Source organism: Flavobacterium soli DSM 19725, from assembly GCF_000422705.1.
Classification (GTDB): Bacteria; Bacteroidota; Bacteroidia; order Flavobacteriales; family Flavobacteriaceae; genus Flavobacterium; species Flavobacterium soli.
In genome coordinates, this window is sequence record NZ_AUGO01000001.1 from 661690 (window position 1) to 680451 (window position 18762).

General features: G+C 35.6%; 12 protein-coding genes and 1 tRNA gene. 4 read left to right on the forward strand and 9 right to left on the reverse strand.

Features of this window, described 5'->3' with window-relative positions; all coding sequences use genetic code 11:
* Window positions 1–23 precede the first annotated feature (23 nt).
* From G508_RS0103000 to G508_RS19965, 4 genes are all read right to left on the reverse strand, one after another.
* The gene (locus tag G508_RS0103000) at window positions 24–890 is read right to left on the reverse strand and encodes a hypothetical protein (RefSeq protein WP_026703937.1); all 867 of its coding nucleotides are present in this window, start codon (window positions 888–890) and stop codon (window positions 24–26) included.
* Window positions 862–1503, reverse strand: a complete 642-nt coding sequence (locus G508_RS0103005; RefSeq protein ID WP_026703938.1) for a hypothetical protein — start codon at window positions 1501–1503, stop codon at window positions 862–864. Before G508_RS0103005 ends, G508_RS0103000 begins: the two co-directional genes overlap by 29 nt.
* 55 nt (window positions 1504–1558) lie before the next feature.
* Window positions 1559–1807: a hypothetical protein gene (locus tag G508_RS0103010; protein ID WP_026703939.1), complete on the reverse strand. Its 249-nt coding sequence runs from the start codon at window positions 1805–1807 to the stop codon at window positions 1559–1561.
* 492 nt (window positions 1808–2299) lie between these two features.
* Window positions 2300–2470, reverse strand: a complete 171-nt coding sequence (locus tag G508_RS19965) for a hypothetical protein (RefSeq protein ID WP_157485862.1) — start codon at window positions 2468–2470, stop codon at window positions 2300–2302.
* A gap of 312 nt (window positions 2471–2782) precedes the next feature.
* Here G508_RS19965 and G508_RS0103020 point away from each other — a divergent pair, with 312 nt between their 5' ends.
* Window positions 2783–4522 (forward strand): helix-turn-helix domain-containing protein, encoded by a 1740-nt coding sequence (locus G508_RS0103020; RefSeq protein ID WP_084625906.1) that lies wholly within the window; start codon window positions 2783–2785, stop codon window positions 4520–4522.
* On the opposite strand, the gene G508_RS0103025 is transcribed toward G508_RS0103020, so the two are convergent.
* The 4 genes from G508_RS0103025 to G508_RS0103040 form a co-directional block, all read right to left on the reverse strand.
* Entirely contained in the window at window positions 4523–5038 is a 516-nt protein-coding gene (locus G508_RS0103025) for a hypothetical protein (RefSeq protein ID WP_026703941.1), read from the reverse strand. It lies immediately after the preceding gene.
* A gap of 101 nt (window positions 5039–5139) precedes the next feature.
* Window positions 5140–5706 (reverse strand): aminoacyl-tRNA hydrolase, encoded by a 567-nt coding sequence (pth, locus tag G508_RS0103030; protein ID WP_245569836.1) that lies wholly within the window; start codon window positions 5704–5706, stop codon window positions 5140–5142.
* A gap of 354 nt (window positions 5707–6060) precedes the next feature.
* Window positions 6061–6672, reverse strand: coding sequence for a 50S ribosomal protein L25/general stress protein Ctc (locus tag G508_RS0103035; RefSeq protein ID WP_026703943.1), 612 nt, complete (start codon window positions 6670–6672; stop codon window positions 6061–6063).
* 51 nt (window positions 6673–6723) lie between these two features.
* On the reverse strand, window positions 6724–7665 hold the full coding sequence (locus G508_RS0103040; protein WP_026703944.1) for a ribose-phosphate pyrophosphokinase: 942 nt from the start codon (window positions 7663–7665) through the stop codon (window positions 6724–6726).
* 203 nt (window positions 7666–7868) lie between these two features.
* Here G508_RS0103040 and G508_RS0103045 point away from each other — a divergent pair.
* The 3 genes from G508_RS0103045 to G508_RS0103055 all read left to right on the forward strand — a co-directional run bounded on the left by G508_RS0103045 (window position 7869) and on the right by G508_RS0103055 (window position 9187).
* A tRNA-Leu gene (locus G508_RS0103045) sits at window positions 7869–7948 on the forward strand.
* 87 nt (window positions 7949–8035) lie between these two features.
* Window positions 8036–8671: a hypothetical protein gene (locus tag G508_RS0103050; RefSeq protein WP_026703945.1), complete on the forward strand. Its 636-nt coding sequence runs from the start codon at window positions 8036–8038 to the stop codon at window positions 8669–8671.
* 120 nt (window positions 8672–8791) lie between these two features.
* Window positions 8792–9187, forward strand: coding sequence for a DUF983 domain-containing protein (locus G508_RS0103055; protein ID WP_035693854.1), 396 nt, complete (start codon window positions 8792–8794; stop codon window positions 9185–9187).
* A 13-nt stretch (window positions 9188–9200) separates the two neighbouring features.
* Here G508_RS0103055 and G508_RS0103060 read toward each other — a convergent pair whose 3' ends face one another.
* Window positions 9201–18071, reverse strand: a complete 8871-nt coding sequence (locus G508_RS0103060; protein WP_026703947.1) for a choice-of-anchor D domain-containing protein — start codon at window positions 18069–18071, stop codon at window positions 9201–9203.
* Window positions 18072–18762: the final 691 nt, after the last annotated feature.

Sequence of the window (18762 nt, forward strand, 5' to 3'; positions counted from 1 at the left end):
CAATAAAAAAAAAAAATTACGTATCAATTTAGTACTGCTTCTTTAGGTTTAACGAAATTAAAATCTTTACAGAATGCAGTAATATTCCAAATTATCATAATGGTTGCAAAGCTGTACAAGTTCAAAAAAAAGGCTATTCCTAGATGCATAGAAATTATGGAGATTAGAATTATATTTCGAAATCTTTTAAATAGTATTAATGGATAAAATATTTCCATCAATAATATGCTAAAAGATAATACAGCATATATTGTTGGAGGCAATTCTATTGAGAATTTATAGATAGAGCTTATGGATTTATAAATTGCATTTCCATTCCACCAACCCGTGTCTATTGATTTTGCGATGCCAGATGTAAAATAAACAATACACAAATGTGCTTGTAAAAATCGTCTTAAAAAAAGGCTATAAGTTATATTGTCCTCTTTGTATAAAAAAGTAGCAGGAAATAGTGCAGTGTAGAAAAAAGAAATGGTTAAAAAATTATCAAATCCATAATTAAACGAAGAGAATGACTTGAAAATTATCAGCTGTAATACTAAAACAATTATTGATACCAATCTTGATTTGAATCCAATTATAAATAAAATAAGTGCTATAATATATAGTAGTATAATGTTGTTATAAAATAGGTCTAAATAATTATTGGTCTCTAAAAATACATAGATCGGTTTTAGAAACCCATAATAATCACTATATAGATATAACAATTCTTGCGGAATAATTGTTTGATCTTTTGAAAAGAAAGATTTTATATCTGAAATAATTGATAATACATCTATTAAAGCTAATAAACCAATCGAGATCCTGAAAAATATTGTTATGAAACTATAACTAGCATTAGAATTTGAAAAATACTCTTCAATTTTTAACATAATATATTTTTTCATTTAAAATGTATTTTTTTAATTTTTCTTCTTCATATTTCCATATATCGCTTGGTATTAAACAATAATGTGTAACAACATAATGCGTACAATTTTTTGATAGATCAATATTTTTAATTTTGAAATTATTATAATTAAACAAACCTATATATTTTGATATCCTATCGTTATATTTTATCTTGTTTTCAATATTTAACGAATCACTCTTTTTTGTTTTAGTATTTTTTGTTTTTTTAAAATCGTCTATTGCAGATAGTGAGTTCATTTCTGAAGAAGCTATAGTTAAAAACCTAATCAAAGAGTTTTTAGATTTTAAATTGTTATTTGTTGTAGTATAAACGAGTTGATTTTTATTATAAATATCAGTTTTATAATAACTTTCTGTCGCAACATTAATTCCAAAAAAACCATAACCTGTATTCAATCCAGAATACCTTTTGTAAAAATCAGTAGCACTATTATTAAGTATTAATGTTGATGAATAATTAATATTGTCTACAATTTTATTATTAATTTTTTTAAATTCGAAATAGTCAAAAAAAACCAAACTAATTGAATGAAAAAAAATGAAAGCAAAATGAACGATAAAGAATACTATAAAAAATTTATTTTTCATATTGAATAAGAATTAAAGTTGGGCAAGTGATTTGCCCAACTTTAAAAATTAAAAATTAGTAATTTTCAATTACATTAGATTCTGCCAATACAGCTGGCTCATACGTTCTTCTTCTTGTTGAGAACTTATCAGGAAAAGTTTTTTCATCTCTTGTGAAAATTTCTTTTGCAGCTGTTATTAAATTCTCATAAGAAGTAATCACTTCAAGATTAACCTCTTTTTTATCACTATTTGTATCTACTGAAGTAAATGATAATAATGAAAACGACCCTACTGCTACTGCAGCTATTAAAATTTTTTTCATCTTTGTTGGTTTTTAGATGATTAAACAATTGGTTTTATGATTAATTCGGTAATCAAATTCTTTTCCTACACCTTATTTTATTTTTCTTTGGGTTTAATAGGTAAAATCCCTCAACTTCGTGGCCACAAAATATTTTTAGTATAAAAATTATTTAACCGTAATTTTTCTCAAATGGTTCTTAAAACTATTTTCATAAACGACTTCATTAGTTCTTAGATTTATAATTTTTATATTCCATATACCTAATATCTTGTCGTAAACAGATACAAATTCCATGTTTAGCATTAATTCAGAACTCTCTTTAATTTTGTATAACACTATTATTAACAAAAAAAACAGCTCCTTAAAGAATGACTTTTTTGTTCCATTTGCTCTTGAACGTTAATTGACCTTGTGTTTCTTTTTTCCGTGAAACACATAGTCGCACCATTTTGTCTTTTATTTGGGTTGCAAAAATCTCGCAATTCGTAGCTATTTAATGTTTTTAATATCTTAATTTCCTTTTACAACCTTTTCATCTTTCCCCCAATCTTTATCATGTGTTGGAGGAGTTGAGTCTGTTACAACTTCTGTTGTGTTAACCTCTATATTAATTTCGTTATCATCTGTTGTACAAGCCAATGTACTGATGGTCAAAAACAATAAAACGGCAATTTTTTTCATAATCATAAAATTTAGAGTTAGTCCACACTTTTGGTGTAGGGTTTAAAATCATTTTTATGAACTACTACCGGTTTTCGTTCTGTAAAGTAAAATCACTTTTTTGTGATATTTTTTTCAACAAATCTATGGGGTCAAATCAAGTTTCACAACCAATATAACGTGGAATTTATAAATTCGGGGTACCCAAAACACACCGAATTTATAAATTCGGTGTGTTGTTTTTAGCTGTAAAGTATTGATTTTATTGGCTTTTTGCGTTGGGGATGTGTTTCGTAAAAAACTGGTAAAAAAAATGTGTTTGGTGTGCTAAAAATGGTTATAATTGTAAGTAAATATCAGATTATGTTAATGCTTAAACGCCAGTTTTTAATCTTTTTCGCCTTTTTTATTTCAAGTCAGTATTTTTTTGCTCAAAAAAAGGCAATAGCTATTTCAGGGACTCTTGTCAACAAGGACTACGAATATTTAAAAAACCAAATCTCTAACTCCGAAAAAGATAGTATAAAACTAGGTATCCATCTTGACTATTTCGTTAAAAAAGCAAGAAATGAAAATAATCTGCATGAGTTATGCCATTTTTATCGATATTATCATTTTTATTATCCGGAAAACAAACATTTTGTTTATGCAGATAGTGCTATTTATTATGCTAAAAGGATAAAAGACAATGCTTTAATAGGAGATGCTTATTATTCTAAAAGCGTAGTCTATTTTTTTAGAAAGCAATACAAAGAATCGCTTGATGCTACTTTAATTGCAAATGAGTATGTTGAGAAAACAAATGATGATTATCTCAAAGCCAAAATTAAGTACAGAATTGCAAACATAAAATTGTATCTAGGTTTTTACAAAGACGCTATTGTTCTTTTTAAAGAATGTGAGTCCTATTTTGGGCAAAAAAAGGATTACAATAATCAAAAAGGATATTTAAAATCGTTAAGTGGCTTGGCCAAATGTTATATAAGTTTAGGGAAATATGATCAAGCCTCTACCATTCTATTATTAGGAATAAAAACGGCAGAAGAACAAAACTTTGACTTCGATGTTCAATATTTTGCCAAGACACAAGGAATTAATGAGTATTTTAAAAAGAACTATGAGGTGGCGGTTTCGCAACTAGAACAGGCACTTCCTACTATTATAGAAAATAAAGACATTTCTGCCGAAACAACTTTATATTTTTATATTGGGAAAAGCCTGTTGGCACTCCATCAGCAAGGAAAAGCTATGTCTTATTTCTTTAAAGTAGATAGTGTTTTGGCGGATGAAACCTTTATGACGCCTGAATTGAGAGAGAATTTCGAAATTCTCATCGATCATTATAAGAAACAAAATAATATCGAGAAGCAATTGGAATATGTCAACCGGCTTATTGATGCTGATAAAGTGTTGAATCAAAATTATCAATACTTGTCAGGTAAAATTCATAAGGAATATGATACTAAAGGTTTGCTTGAAGCAAAAGAATCCCTAGAAGCTGAACTTTCGCAGGAAGAAGCTAAATCATGGATATATATAGGTTTTGTAGCTTTGCTGGTAATAAGTTTAGGGAGTATCGTGTATTTATATTTTAAAAAGCAACGATTATACAAACAAAAATTTGAAGCTTTGTTGTTAAGGCAAAAAGAGCAAGTGGAAGTTAAAGAAACTCCGAAACCAATTGCTAAAAATATCGGTATCAATCCAGAAGTAGTGAACAATTTATTAAAAAAAATCGAGCGTTTTGAAAAAGAACAGCTCTTTCTTAAAAAAGGAATTACGCTAAACAAACTTGCTGATCAATTCAAAACCAATTCTACTTATTTGTCTAAAGTTATCAATCATTACACCGGTAAAAACTTTAGTACTTATATTAACGATTTGAGAATTGAATATGCCATCGACCTGCTCAAAAGTGAAAGAATTACGCAAAAGTACAGCATCAAAGCTTTAGGCGAGATGACAGGTTTTACAACCACACAACATTTCTCTGATGCGTTTCAGCTTTATTCTGGCTTAAAGCCTTCTTACTTTATTGATGAATTAGCAAAAAGTCAGTTGAAAGTCGTTTAATTACAGATTAATTTTCAATCTAGTCACTTTTTGATCTTCCACAACGGCAGGAAAATCTATCGAAATCTCGTTTCCTATTTTAGAAAAATTGCCTTTTGTGATTTTATAATTTCCTGCTTTTCCTTTGCAGTAACACCAAACGCCGAATAGCATTTTGGTATTTTGAAGTTCTTTGTTCGATAATTTTAGATCCGTAGTATTCGACGAGTTGAGTTCGAAAATTATTTCTTCTTTATAACCCGCATCTTGATATTGCTTGTCGGTTTTTTGGTTGTAAGTATAGTGATAAACAGTTGTTCCGTTAAAATCTTCTAGTTCAAAAAAGGTTGCACCAATGCCATCGGTTTTGACGATCATGGTTTTGTTAGGAAATACTTCCAAGGAGCATTCGTAATCTTCTGGACAAGAACTTAAAATTTGTGGTTTTATGTTTTTACTTTCTTGAGAAACGTTTTTCTTGCAGTTGCAGGACAACATCAAGAAGGAAATAAGCGATAATAAAATTGTTTTTTTCATGGCAAGAAAATTAATTTGTTTCTAAAGATAATAAAAAAAAGAGTGTTCAGTCACGGTCACCGTTTTCAGTGGTTTTCTGGAACCTTCTTATTTCCTTACAATTATTTTCCATTAAAAGCATTCATCGTGTTTTCCAATCCAGCAGTTCCGAAAGATTTAATGATTTCTGAAGCTAGTTCGAGTCTTTCAGGAAGAGCTGCTTTTTCGGCTTCGTCCCATTCACCCAAAACATAATCTACTTGTTGGCCTTTCTTGAATTGGTCGCTGATGCCGAAACGGAATCGGGCATAATTTTGTGTATTTAAAACCAAGTTGGTGTTTTTTAAACCATTATGACCACCATCACTTCCCTTGGGTTTGATACGGATAGTTCCGAAAGAAAGGTTCAAATCGTCGGTGATGACCAATATATTTTCTAATGGGATGTTTTCCTTATCCATCCAAAATTTTATGGCTTTCCCAGAAAGGTTCATATAAGTATTTGGTTTCAGTAGAAGGAACGTTCTGCCTTTGAATTTATATTCGGCTAAAGTGCCAAGCTTTACGGTTTCGAAAGTGAGGGCTTCTTTCTTGGCGAAAAAATCTAAGACTTTAAAACCTATATTGTGACGTGTATTGACGTATTCTGCTCCAATGTTGCCGAGGCCAACGATTAAGAATTTCTTCATTGGGTCTGTGTTTTCTGTAATTTTTGTTTCTTGTTTCTGGAATAAATTGGTAAGCCATTTCATGTGGCAAAGATAGGAAAGTTTACAAACACACAAATGGTTTTGTCCCGAAGCTTCGGGATAACCCTGATTGTCTCACATTGCACTTATTGATATAAGTGTTCGGTGAACATGGTTGAAACGGCATCCTTTTTCTCGCTTCTTTAGCGAGGAAAAGATAGAGTGGAAAGCAGGAATATGTCCCGAAGCTTCGGGATGAAAATGCTCTACCGATTCGTTCCTGAAAATTGAAATGGTTGTAATAAAAAAAGCACCAGTTTTGAGGCTGGTGCTTTTTGAAATATAATGGTAAGATTATTTTTTCTTTCCTTTCGCAGGTGCTTTTGCTGCTTTTGCTGCTTCTTGAGCTGCTTTCATCGCTGCACGAGAAATTCTTACTTGAGCTACAACAGTGTTGTCTGGGTGAAGTAATTTGTAGTTATCTGCAACAAGTTTTGTTACATACAATTTGTTACCCATTTCAAGTTCAGAAATGTTTGCTTCAACAAAATCCGGAAGGTTTTTTGGTAAAGCTTTTACTTTCAATCTACGAGTGTTCAAACGTAAAACACCACCTAAAAGTACACCTGGAGAAACTCCTGTTACTTTTACTGGAACTTCCATAGTGATTTCTTTGTCATCGTGTAATTGGAAGAAGTCAATGTGTAAAATCTTGTCAGATACAGGGTGAACCTGAATATCTTGCAAAATTGCATTGAATTTTTTACCACCTTCAAGGTCGATCTCAACTGTGTGAGCGTTTGGAGTGTAAACCAAGTTTTTGAATGCTTTTTCATCTGCTGAAAAATGAACTGGTTGATCTCCTCCGTATAAAACGCAAGGAACCGCTCCAGCATTACGTAAGGCTTTAGTAGCTACTTTGCCCACGCTTTCTCTTTCTGATCCTTTAATTGTAATCGATTTCATTGTAAAAATATATAATTAATAAAAAATACTAGTTAAAGTGTTTGTTCCTGACTACATCAAGAATTTTCCACTGATAGAGTTGTTGTGTTGTACCATTTGCATTACTTCTGCAAAAAGTGGTGCACAACTCACGACTCTGATTTTGTTTGATTCTTTCTTTAACGGAATAGAATCGGTAACAATTAATTCCTTTAATTGGGAATTTTCAATTTTTTCGTAGGCTTCTCCCGATAGAATTGGATGCGTACAAATTGCGCGAACGCTTAATGCTCCTTTTTCCATCATTAAATCGGCGGCTTTCGCCAAAGTACCTCCGGTATCTATCATGTCATCTACTAGGATGACGTTTCTTCCTTTTACTTCTCCGATAAGTTCCATCGTGTCGATCACGTTGGCTGCTTTTCGTTGTTTGTAACAAATCACCACGTCTGACTCTAAAAATTTAGAATAGGCATAAGCTCTTTTTGAACCTCCCATGTCTGGTGATGCAATCGTTAGATTGTCTAAACCTAAACTTTTTACATACGGCAAGAAAATAGTTGAAGCAAACAGGTGATCTACTGGTTTTTCAAAAAATCCTTGGATCTGATCTGCATGCAAGTCCATTGTCATAATACGCGTTGCTCCAGCAGATTCTAAAAGTTTTGCAACCAATTTAGCTCCAATCGGAACACGAGGTTTGTCTTTTCTATCTTGACGTGCCCATCCAAAATAAGGTATTACAGCTGTAATGTGTCGAGCCGAAGCTCTTTTGGCAGCATCAATCATCAGTAAAAGTTCCATCAAGTTGTCGCTACTTGGAAAGGTAGAGCAAACAAGAAAAACCCTTAAACCTCTGATAGATTCCTCGAATGACGGTTGAAATTCACCATCGCTGTATTTTGAGAACGTTACTTTACCTAGCGGAACTCCATAGCTTTTGGCTATTTGTTCTGCCAAATATACACTTTGAGAACATGCAAAAATTTTTGCTTCCGGTTCTTGGTGTGGCATTTTAATTTGTTGTTTAGTAGTTAGTTAGTGTTGTGTCGCCGAAACGAGGTGCAAATTTAGGAATAAAAATGAACTCTGAAAGGAAAATTTCGAGTATTTTTTTTAGAATATGTAAAATTATTTTTTACATTTGCACCGTGTTAAAGGAATTGGTGTTACAATCAATTCTATTGCGATGAAGCTGTTGCTTCTTCGTCTGCTAAGCCCGGATGGCGGAATTGGTAGACGCGCTGGTCTCAAACACCTGTGGGAAACCGTGCCGGTTCGACTCCGGCTCCGGGTACAAAAGCCTCTTCGAAAGAAGGGGCTTTTCTGTTTTTTGTAGTTTCTAACGAAGAAATATTATCTTTAATTTTCAAAATCATTATTTATGAAATATAAATGCTTAATTTTCGTAGTACTGTTTTTAGTTATCGTTTTTGGATGCAAAACCAAATCAAAGATAAGTGAAACTGTAACAGATCGATCGGACTTTATCAAAGACAGTTTGGCTTTTGAGCTTTGCAAAATATATGGCTCAGACCAAGGTATTAGAGATTTTAGCTTAAACTTTAATAGAAGGGAGATTATGCCTAAGATTGATACTTTAAGTTTTAATAGAATAGTTTCTTTCTTGACACAAAATGGATATCCAAGTAAGGATTTGCTAGGAGAAAAAAATATGCAACATGAATGTGTTGGAGCCGCATTTACAGCAGTGCTCCTGCATAACCCACATCGTTTGGTTAATGAGCAAAAATACTTCGATTTGTTTTTAAGCGAAGTAAAAAAAGGAAATTTAAAGGCAAGTTACTTCGCTTCTATTCTTGACAAATACTATTGGGCAAAAAGCACAAACAAAGAGAACCGAAGGGTTTTTTATGGCTCCCAATTTGGTAAACCTTGTATACAAACGAAAGATGCCACCAATAAAGCAAGGATTGAAATAGGATTAGAACCCTTAGCAGATGATGGTTTTGTGGATTGTGGAGATGAAAAGCTGGAGATGCCAAAAGAAAGGAAATAGAGTCCTAAAAGTCCAATTTTTTACGACAATTCCACAATATGAAAGTATTCTTGTAGTTGTAAATTTGTTCTATAAATAGGGAAGGATACCTTCACTATCAATTTATTAAAAACTATTATTATGTTTGGTAAAGGAACAAAAGCTTACAGCATTTTTACAGGAACATGCCCGAAATGTCATGGCGATCATATGTATGTGAACAAAAATCCATACGTTTTAACACAAACAATGAAAATGCATGATACTTGTAACAATTGTGGTTTTCGCTATAAAGTAGAACCTAACTTCTTTTTTGGAGCCATGTTTGTGAGTTATGCAGTTTCGGTTTTTACAGGAATAATGATTTTTTTGCTTTGTTATTATGGTCTCAAGATGGGGTTGCTGGATATTTTTATTGCAATTTTTGCAGGATTAATTGTTTTGATGCCAATCATTACTAGAATTTCAAGAAATATCTACATTAATATATTTGTAAGCTATAATAAAGAGGCCGGAAAAAAAAATATTCCGGCCTAATAGGTTTGCTAATTTAGAAAATCACTTTCTTGGTGACAATGGTTTGGTCGTTTAATACGACTTTCACAATTAAGGTTTGTTGGTGATGTACAACATTGTCCGTGCTAAATCGTTCTGAATTAATTGCATCTTCATCGAAAACCTTTCTTCCTAAGATGTCAAAAACGTTTACTTTACTTATCTTTTCAAACAGTGATGTAACTTTTAGTTCCGTTTTGTCTTTCCAAATCATGACACCTCCTGCAATCTTATCAATTGTTGGGGTTGAAAGCACTTCTTCGGGAAGGTATCTCAAAACAAAACGATTATTAAAAGTACCTGGAACAGTCGTAAACGTATAGTCGGATGCTTTCAAATTGTGTACGGTATTTAAAAGTAAATCTTCCAGATAAATATCCTGTCCTTCAAATAGTCCATCAAAATGATCGATGCTGATTTTTAGATTTCCTGTCAAAGTAGTTTTGTAGCCGAGTGGCACTTCATCTTCATCTTCAAATGGTAGTGCACGACCTTGGATGGTCAATTTTTTGTCTTCTAAGATAGAATATAAAGATACTTTATTGCCTCCAAATTGATCTGCATCATATCCCCAATCTAAACCATTTGTAGCATTTTGGATATAGCCTACCATTGTTTGATTAAAAGCATTTTCTCCAGTTAAGTTTAGCCATATCCGGTGTTTTCCTGTGTTTTCCCAATTACTTACGGGTTCGGTTGGGCTTGTTTTAAAAAATTGGTTGTTGTTTTCGGTAACTCTCATAGAATTATTGAAAATAACATTTGCCGAAGAGGCTATCATTCCTTTAACAAAGAACGATTGACCAGTTGCCACAAATTGATTTGGAACTAGACCTCCGGAATCAGCTGCTGCTGTAGCTGTCGATCCGCTAAAATTATAAGTAGCATAATCATCTGGGCTATATTGGTAGGTTCCTGTTCCACCAACATTTTGGATCTGGGTGTTATGGGTCCACAAATAAATCGTTCCATGCAAATAATCTTCATTAAACAAAAGGAAGGATTCTATATCAATCGCTGATGGATAAGGATTTCCTATCAAGTTCCATTTACTAACCGTTTCATCTCCTGTAACAGGATGTTCTACCCTTCCGTTGTTTGGAACTCCTACAAATGTGGCTGTATAAGGTGTTGCTGTAGCTCCAACGGCTCCTTCAACATCAAATGTTTGTGGGGCTCGAACAATATAGCCCGTTCCAGGTTGCATCACTTCGTTTCCATAAGGGATTTGATCCCAACCTTGTGGATCGGCATCATGTTCCCATTTAAAGAACTTGTTGAATAAAGTTAGTGGAGAAAGACTTACGGGATCTGTTCCTAATTTATATCCTGAACCCAAGGTTAATGGGGAACTCCAATAGGTATAATCAAAGCGAAACAAATCTGGCGTGGTTCGTTTTATGGTTACAGTTCCTGTATTGACAACAAGGTCATTGTGTTGCAACAAACTGCTATTATTGTTGAGTAGCACAGTACCACTATTTTGTAAAGCACCTTGAAAGTCTAGGCTTGCTGGAATCGTCCCATCCTCATTTCCAACAGTTAACATATTTCCTGAATTTACTTGGCATTCGCATCCTCCTAGTGTATCATAAGTGGTTGCTCCAATCGTGTAAGGCAAAGTAAGGTTTCCATCAATAATCGCAATCTCTGAAGCAGTTGGAGGATTTCCATCACCACTCCATACAGTTCCGTCCCAAGTTTTTGATACTTTTCTTTTTGCTTTGAGTTCGATGTTGTCGATGGCCCAGATTTCGTTTGCATTATCATTCTCAATAGTAATTTTCATTCTTAATGAATTTACCAAAGGCAAGTTTGTTATTTGCAAACTACTATAACCATCTGTTGTACAATAACCGCCAACTTGAGGTTTAAACTGATTTTCTACAGTTCCGTTATTGTCATAAACGGCTGTGCCAATGCCTGTTCCACTGGTAAAACTCCATTTGCTTTGCAGGCTCCATCCCGATACGGCTATTTCGTCCGTCCAAGTTGTTCCCCCATCTTTACTGATCGAAACCCGAACAGTGTCATCGCCTTCCATTCCGTTTGATGAAGAGCCAGTCGAAAATGCTCCAACTCTCATTGATATATTTACATCTGATAAAAGAGAAGTGTCAATTGTGTCAAAAATAATTTCTGTAGTAGCGTTGTTTATTTGAAGGCTTTTTGCTCCAATAAATTTATCAGAGTTTCCGTCATCTCCAAATGCTGCATAAGCCGTTCCGCCAGTAACTGTAGCTCCAGCAGGAAGTGGCGTGGTGTAACCCCAAATTGGAGTTGCAGGACTGTCCTCAAAATCTTGAATGGCAATTGTTTCTTCAGTACCATAGCTGCATTCTATATAATCGATTCCTTGTCCTTGGATATTAAAAGTATAAGGATTTTCATCAGGGTCATTACTTTCGATGGTAACAGTAGCAGTTCGAATTTCAGTATCTGTATTTGATGGTGTAAATTTTATAACCAAATAAGTGGTGCCTCCAACTGCTACTAAAGAAGCAGGAGAAGTCGAAATGCTAAAATAGGATGGGTCAGTACCTCCAATGGTTACGTTAGTGATTTCAAGATTCCCTTTTGCTCCAGCAAGATTCTGAATTAGAAAAGTACTTGATCGAGTGGTGGGGCTGTAGCCAAAATCAGTAAAGTCAGTTTCATCCGGAGTCGTATCTCCATCGGGAATGTTTTCATTATTCCCTACGACATTAATTTCTGGAGCTCCAAGAGGAAATCCAGCCGATAGTTCGTTAATACTGGAACTTGTGGCATCATCCGTTACAGTAATTTCCAAGGTGTTTGCAGTTGTGCCAATTGCCGTTCCACCTTCTGTCCATTGGATGCCGTTCCACCTTCCAGGTTTTGAGTTGCTTTCTATTCCAGAAACGTCATAATTCATGGGACTTGAGTGGTATTTGCCTGAAAAAGTATATCCTGCGGCACCTGTTATCCCTTCTGAAGTAAGTTTCCAATATCGAGTGAGATAATCAGCAGAGGCTTCCATTTCAGGATGCTTATCGTCGAGAACTGATACCATCATGTAAGCGGTTGAAAAAGTTCCAGTATTAAAAGTTACCGTTGCTGGAGTATATTGAGAACCATTTGCGGAGGCATTTTTATCACCTATTGGGAAAGTAAAAGTATTATTAATAAGGGTTACTCGTTTTTTTAATCGTCCAGAAGGCCCAGATTCATCAGCAATGACATAGCTTGTTGGCCCTCCAGTTGCTGTAGTAGAAAGATCGAGTGACATATCATAGGCATCTAAATCTACTAATCCTTTGGTTAAGGTTAAAGAAGCATCAATGCTTATGGGAGTTCCCAGTGTCATTGCAATTGTGTTATCTTGACGATTTATGGTTAAATTACCTAGAGTTTGGCTGCCTGTTGTAAAATTGACCGTACCAATACTTCCATTTCCTAAAAGATTCATGTTAGACGAGTTACTTCCTTTAAAGCTACCCAAGCCAAAAATAGTATTGTTTATACTGGCGGTTCCTAATGTCAGCGTTTTTCCATTCAAATCCATTATGTCATTGGCACTGCCAAAAGAAATTACATTTCCAGTGTTTGGGGCGGTTATAGACAAGTCCGTATTCAATACTACAGTGGCATTTCCGCTTGACGGAACTTCAAAAACAACATAATGAAAAGTAGGTGGTGAGGCAACGGGTGCTGTTATGGTTTGTGTTCCTGAGCTTGCATTTTTTATAAAGAAAATGGCACGATTGTTTGCATTAAAAGTATATCCAGTATTAAAGGTGATATCGCCGCCTACTTTTAAATCATCGCCAGCATTTGTGCCTAAGGTCATTGAACCTGTCAACGAAATGTTTCCTCCCACAGTTAATGGTCCTCCACAGCTCCCCATGGAGAGATTACTGCCAGAATTTATTGTTAGATTGCCTGTCATCCCTCTTGCTCCAGTTAGAAAGGAATAATTTAGGTTCGTATTGTTAGACAATGTAACGTGATGTGGAACCCCAAAAGTTCCTCCTATATTGGATGTCCATTCAATACGTCGATCATAGGATCCTCCCGAGTTATAATTTAATGTAGAGGAGGAGCCATATTTTGGGGCGTGAAAATCTACATAGGAACCGGAGTTCAATCGGAGTGTGCCATTGATCGTTGTTGGGTTTCCTGTTCCAAAATTGAGTCCTGTTTCTAATACTAAAGTGGTTGCGGTATCCAGTTCAAGTGTTCCAGGATTTATAACGGCTAAATGTGAAGTGGTTACTCTGAAAATTCCTCCTGAAAGGCTGCTTGTTATTTTTCGGTTGCCCGATGCTAGGTCTAAATTTCCTCCGCCAGAAATGGTAAAGGTTTGTCCGTTTAGGTCTAAGGTGCTTGTAGCATTGCTTGAAACTAGTGTTAATCCATTGCTTGTATTGATAGTTGCATTTGTTCCTGTTGCTAGTTGTAAAGTTCCGCTTCCGCTTATCTGTAGATAATTAAAAGTTTCTGTTCCCCCACCTGTAACGGTTAGAACTTGTGTCGCATTTCCGTTAAAGAAAACAGCTCTCCCGTTTGGATTAAAAGTAGCTCCGGAAGCTCTTGTCCAATTTCCAGCAACATATAAATCGGTACTTACTGTTCCGCTCAAGGTTAAGGTTCCGCTTGTAATGTCGAGGTTTCCTGCCATTCCTCTGCTGGCTGTTGGCAATGTAAGAGAAGTCGAGTTGTTTACAGTTACATTTTGAGGCACACCGTTTCCTGCTGTTGTAGCATTTCCTGTCCATTCAACATTAACTGTATAAGGCGCTCCAGTGTTGTAAACCAAAGTAGAGGCATTTCCATAAATTGGTGCAGCCGTTACGTTTCCTGAATTTATTGTAAATATTCCGTTAATGGTTGGAATGGTAGCAAGTGTTACTGTTCCGTTTATGGTGATATTGTTAAATGTGGTTGAGTTTGTTCCACCAATTGTTCCACCTCCATTAAAGTTTACTAATCCAGGTCCAGCAACAAAAGTACCATTGTTAGTGAGAGTTGTAGTCGTTAATTGCGAAGCAGCATTATCAAAAGTTAGTGAATCTCCAGTATTGATGGTTATAGAAGTAGGGGTGTTTGTTGCAGTAGCTGATAATGTAACGGCATGATCGATCACCACATTTGCACTAGCAGGAGGAACGGCATTGAGTAGCCAAGTAGCTGCGGTATTGTAATCGCCGTTTTGTTTGGTAACGTAGCCCGAAATATAAGTAAAGCCTGTTCTAATTCCAGTTCCAACTGGTGAAGTAATACTGACATTGCCACTTGTTCCAGCTCCTACAATTGCAGTTATTTGAGTGTCACTATCAACTGTAAACGAGGTTGCAACCGTTCCGCCAAAACTAACCGCAGTTGCTCCTGTAAAATTTGTTCCCGTAATAACAACTGTTGTTCCGGTATAGCCTGATGTTGGATTAAAATTAGTTACCGTAACTGATGACGGAACTAATTCCCCCGAAGGTAAAAGAATAGCTTCTCCTAAATATCCATCAAATGTAACTTTATCAAGTTGTGCAATAGTCAACCCTCCAACGCCAAAAAACAGTTTTCCTCCAGTTCCAGAAGCTCCAGCAGTCCCTGTCCAGCCTGTTATTGTTAATGTTGTTCCTGCCCAAGTAATCCCACTACTATTGGCAAATACCAATGAATGATTGTTGCTTCCTAACTCAATTGAGCTATTAGCATCCAAACTCAAGGTAGAGGAACTGGTTAAGGTTGTTCCTGCGGCAATTCCTGTAGTGCCTAATTTTCCACCATTTAGTTTTATTTGAGAAGCAAAAGTTGCTGTTGTACTACTTGGGTTGAGTCTGAATTCTCCAGAGGTATTAATTGTCGTGGTTCCAGTATAGGTATTTGTGCTATTCGTCAATAAAAGGATTCCTGAATTTACAGTTCCAGAAGTTGAAATATTTGTTGCAACATCAATGCTAACTGGATTTATCGATGTGTTACTTGCTATTAAATAGGGAATGGTACTGGTTGATGTTCCTGAAATACTTTGTGCAATACTTCCATTAAAGGTTATTGCACGAGTGTTGTGAGTTAATGTGCCATTGTTTGTAAAATTCCCTCCCACATTTAAATCGCCTCCAAAAGTAGCAGATAGTGTGAGAGATCCATTATTGGAGATACTTCCTAAAATGTTTAAGGGCTGATTTGTAGTTCCCATATTTAGTGCACCTGTTCCGTTTGTAGTTGCATTTCCGCCAACCGTTACAATAGCATTATTTGCATTCAAATTAAATGAAGCTCCGTTATTAACGGTTAAATTACCCGCCAAAGCACGTGCAGCGTTTGCTCCATTAACCACATTAAATGTTCCAGCATTTATGGTAACATGGTTTGGATATCCTGGTGTGGTGCCAATAGTCCCTATACCTGTGTGGTTCCACTCATCGAAACGATTATAGGAAACGTTATATAGAAGTGTTGAGGTATTTTCGTAAATGACAGGATTTTTAATATTACCGTTTTTTATCTCCAATATCCCTTTAATTCTTGAAATGGTGCTTAAGCTTGTTGGAAGTGTTACTTCGCCAGTATTAATAGTAAAGTTGTTAAAAGTAATTGCCGAACTTCCGTTTACAGTTCCTGCACCGGCAAAGTTTACCAGTCCCGTCCCAGACGTAAAGGTGTTGTTGTTGGTTAATGTTCCTCCCGCAGCTATGTTTAAAGTTCCAGCTGCAGTAAAATTTAAAGTCCCATTATTTGTGAGAGTTGTAGTGGTTAATTGGGAAGAAATATTATCAAAAGTTAGTGAATCGCCAGTATTGATGGTTACAGAAGTAGGGGTATTTGTTGCATCAGCAGATAATGTAACGGCATGATCGATTACCACATTTGCTCCAGCAGGAGGTACTGCACCTTGCAACCAAGTTGCTGGTATATTGTAATCGCCATCTTGTTTGGTGGCATAACCAGTATTAAATGTAAAAGTAGTGGAACTGTTTCCTGTTCCTGCTGGAGTAGTAATGCTTATATTTCCTGTTGATCCTGTAGCAACTTTGGCAGTTATTTGAGTATCACTATCAAATGTATAAGTGGCAGCCGCTGTTCCGCCAAAGCTGACAGCACTTACTCCTGTAAAATTTGTTCCTGTAATGACAACTGTTGTTCCCGTATAGCCAGATGATGGTGTAAAGCTGGTAATTATTGGCACAGGAGGAGGTACTAACTCACCCGTTCCTAAAAGTATAGGTGTTCCTGGAAATCCTGAGAAAGTAATTTTACCCAATTGTGTTGAAGTTAGTCCGCCAACGCCAAAGAAGAGCTTACCTCCCGTGCCAGATGTTCCAGCAGTTCCAGTCCATCCCGTAATGGTTAGTGTTGTTCCTGACCAAGTTACTCCACTGCTGTTGGCAAATATGAAGGAGTGGTTGTTGCTGCCTAACTCAATCGTACTATTAGCATCCAAACTCAAGGTAGAGGAACTGGTTATGGTTGTTCCTGTCGCAATTCCTGTAGTGCCTAATTTTCCTCCATTAAGTTTTATTTGAGAGGCAAAAGTTGCTGTGGTAGTGCTTGGATTGAGTCTAAATTCTCCAGCATTGATTGTTGTGGTTCCAGTGTAGGTATTAGAAACATTGGTCAAAACAAGTGTGCCAGTTCCGTTTTTTTCTAAAGCATTGCTTCCTGAAACAACACCATTTAAGGTGATGGTTCCAGTTCCAGAAATTCGGCTGTTTGAAGCAAGGTTTACATTTCCTTGCCATTCTGATGCTGTTGCAGATGAATTGATTAAAGCACCACCACTCGAAATTCCTGTTCCATTAAGTGTCAGGTTTTCGGTAGCTGATCCTGTTAGCGAAAAACCATTCAAATCTAAAACACCTCCAGAATTTACGGTAGTTCCATTTGTGGGAGTTCCTACAGGTCCTGAAGTAGAAGCGGAGGATGAAACGCCTAGTTTTAAAGTGGCATTATTATTTACGGTTGTTGTTCCTGTATAAGTATTGGCACTACTTAACACAACAGATGAACCAGCATCTCCACCAACAAGAATAGCATTAACAGAATTAGTACTTGTACTGTTGGCTTCCAAACCATCTGTAATAAGGCCTGGAGTATAAGTTCCAGAAGCTAAAAAATAGCCCAGCTCTACTGTTTTTGTGTTGGTAACGGTTGAGGTTTGTTTCCAATAAACATCGAAATTGCTACTTCCGTCATTTATATCAAAGCCATAGATAGAAAAAGAATCTATATTTCCTGAACCATTCATAAAAACGTTATATCCGGATCCGTTGACTGGATAGGTTGTTCCGTCAACCGTTAGAAGTACATTTGCCGTGGAATTGGAAGTTATTTTTATGGTAAACTCAAAATTTTTGGCAGTTCCAAAAGGATTATAGGACAAACTTGATATGGCAGTTCCGATGGCGTTCCAAGCAGTGAAATTTTCTGTTTTGAAATTTAATCTCGATCCGCTCGTCCTATTGGTGTAACTCGAACCAGAGCTTCCTCCTGAGTTTAATGAAAATCCAATTTCTCCACGAACCTGCCTGCTGTTGACCGTAATTTTAAATTCATCACCCACTTGAAGTTCTCGATTAGACCCTGAACCATCTCCTGCTGTTTTAAACGTTCGCCAAGCAACAGTGTGTTTATTTCCAGAATTTGCCCACATGCCTAGTTCGGTTGTGCCGTTATTAAAAAAATCCCCTCCGTCATTAAACTGTGTTGGGAAATAGGCATCCTGCATAGTATAAACAACAGTAGTCTGTGCGACAAGGATTTTGGGAAAAATAAAACTGCAAGCTAAAAATAAATACAAGTAGATGCTTCTTCCCACTTTGTGAATTTGAAACATTGGTTTGAGAGGATTTGGAATTGTTTTTCCTCCCCTTTGTTTTCCCATTCGTAAAATAATTCTTCTCATAACATTTTTTGTGGTTGTGATTTAAAAAAAAGCTAACACGTACGCATGTTATTGACATCATCGGAAGTTGTTTAAAGTAATAATCAAGCTTCCAAAATGTATGAGTTGCAGTAATTTAAAGAATTTGGGAATAGTAAATTTAACAAAAAATTTACAAGATTTTAAGGTTGCGTTAAAAAAACACAACTATAACGTTTTCGTGTTTATAACTTTCTGTTTTAGAAGTAGAATCAGGGATAAAAAATCGGGGATGTGGTGGTTTGTTTTTTTAAAATAACAGCTGTATCGCCATATACCTAGTAACTTTACATAGGCTTGTACGGCTTATGTACGACTTTGATACGGCTTTGGTATGGCTTTGATACGGCTTTACTCTATTTAAAACTACAATTTGAACTCTTTCTTTTTTGGGTTTAAAGTCTATACGAATAAAACTTATAGTAGTTTTTTTGTGAAGGGATTTTGTTAGTCTTTCCAACGAAAAATCCTGCACAGTGATTTTCAGTACAAGATTTTTTTTGGGTATTGGTCTTAGTTTTTGATTTTTTATATCATTTTTAGGCTTTTTGTTCCATAGGTTTTAACCTTCCTAATAGACAATCTTTTTATTGAGGATCTGTCCGTTTTGAAGCTGAATCTTGACGATCAGAGGTTGTTGTTGGATGACCACGTTTTCGATGGCCCAGTTTAG

Bases quoted from the DNA above. Each gene is read 5' to 3' on its own strand.
- G508_RS0103000 (WP_026703937.1), bottom strand. From the start codon at position 890: ATGAAAAAATATATTATGTTAAAAATTGAAGAGTATTTTTCAAATTCT.
- G508_RS0103005 (WP_026703938.1), bottom strand. From the start codon at position 1,503: ATGAAAAATAAATTTTTTATAGTATTCTTTATCGTTCATTTTGCTTTC.
- G508_RS0103010 (WP_026703939.1), bottom strand. From the start codon at position 1,807: ATGAAAAAAATTTTAATAGCTGCAGTAGCAGTAGGGTCGTTTTCATTA.
- G508_RS19965 (WP_157485862.1), bottom strand. From the start codon at position 2,470: ATGAAAAAAATTGCCGTTTTATTGTTTTTGACCATCAGTACATTGGCT.
- G508_RS0103020 (WP_084625906.1), top strand. From the start codon at position 2,783: ATGGTTATAATTGTAAGTAAATATCAGATTATGTTAATGCTTAAACGC.
- G508_RS0103025 (WP_026703941.1), bottom strand. From the start codon at position 5,038: ATGAAAAAAACAATTTTATTATCGCTTATTTCCTTCTTGATGTTGTCC.
- pth (WP_245569836.1), bottom strand. From the start codon at position 5,706: ATGAAGAAATTCTTAATCGTTGGCCTCGGCAACATTGGAGCAGAATAC.
- G508_RS0103035 (WP_026703943.1), bottom strand. From the start codon at position 6,672: ATGAAATCGATTACAATTAAAGGATCAGAAAGAGAAAGCGTGGGCAAA.
- G508_RS0103040 (WP_026703944.1), bottom strand. From the start codon at position 7,665: ATGCCACACCAAGAACCGGAAGCAAAAATTTTTGCATGTTCTCAAAGT.
- G508_RS0103050 (WP_026703945.1), top strand. From the start codon at position 8,036: ATGAAATATAAATGCTTAATTTTCGTAGTACTGTTTTTAGTTATCGTT.
- G508_RS0103055 (WP_035693854.1), top strand. From the start codon at position 8,792: ATGTTTGGTAAAGGAACAAAAGCTTACAGCATTTTTACAGGAACATGC.
- G508_RS0103060 (WP_026703947.1), bottom strand. From the start codon at position 18,071: ATGAGAAGAATTATTTTACGAATGGGAAAACAAAGGGGAGGAAAAACA.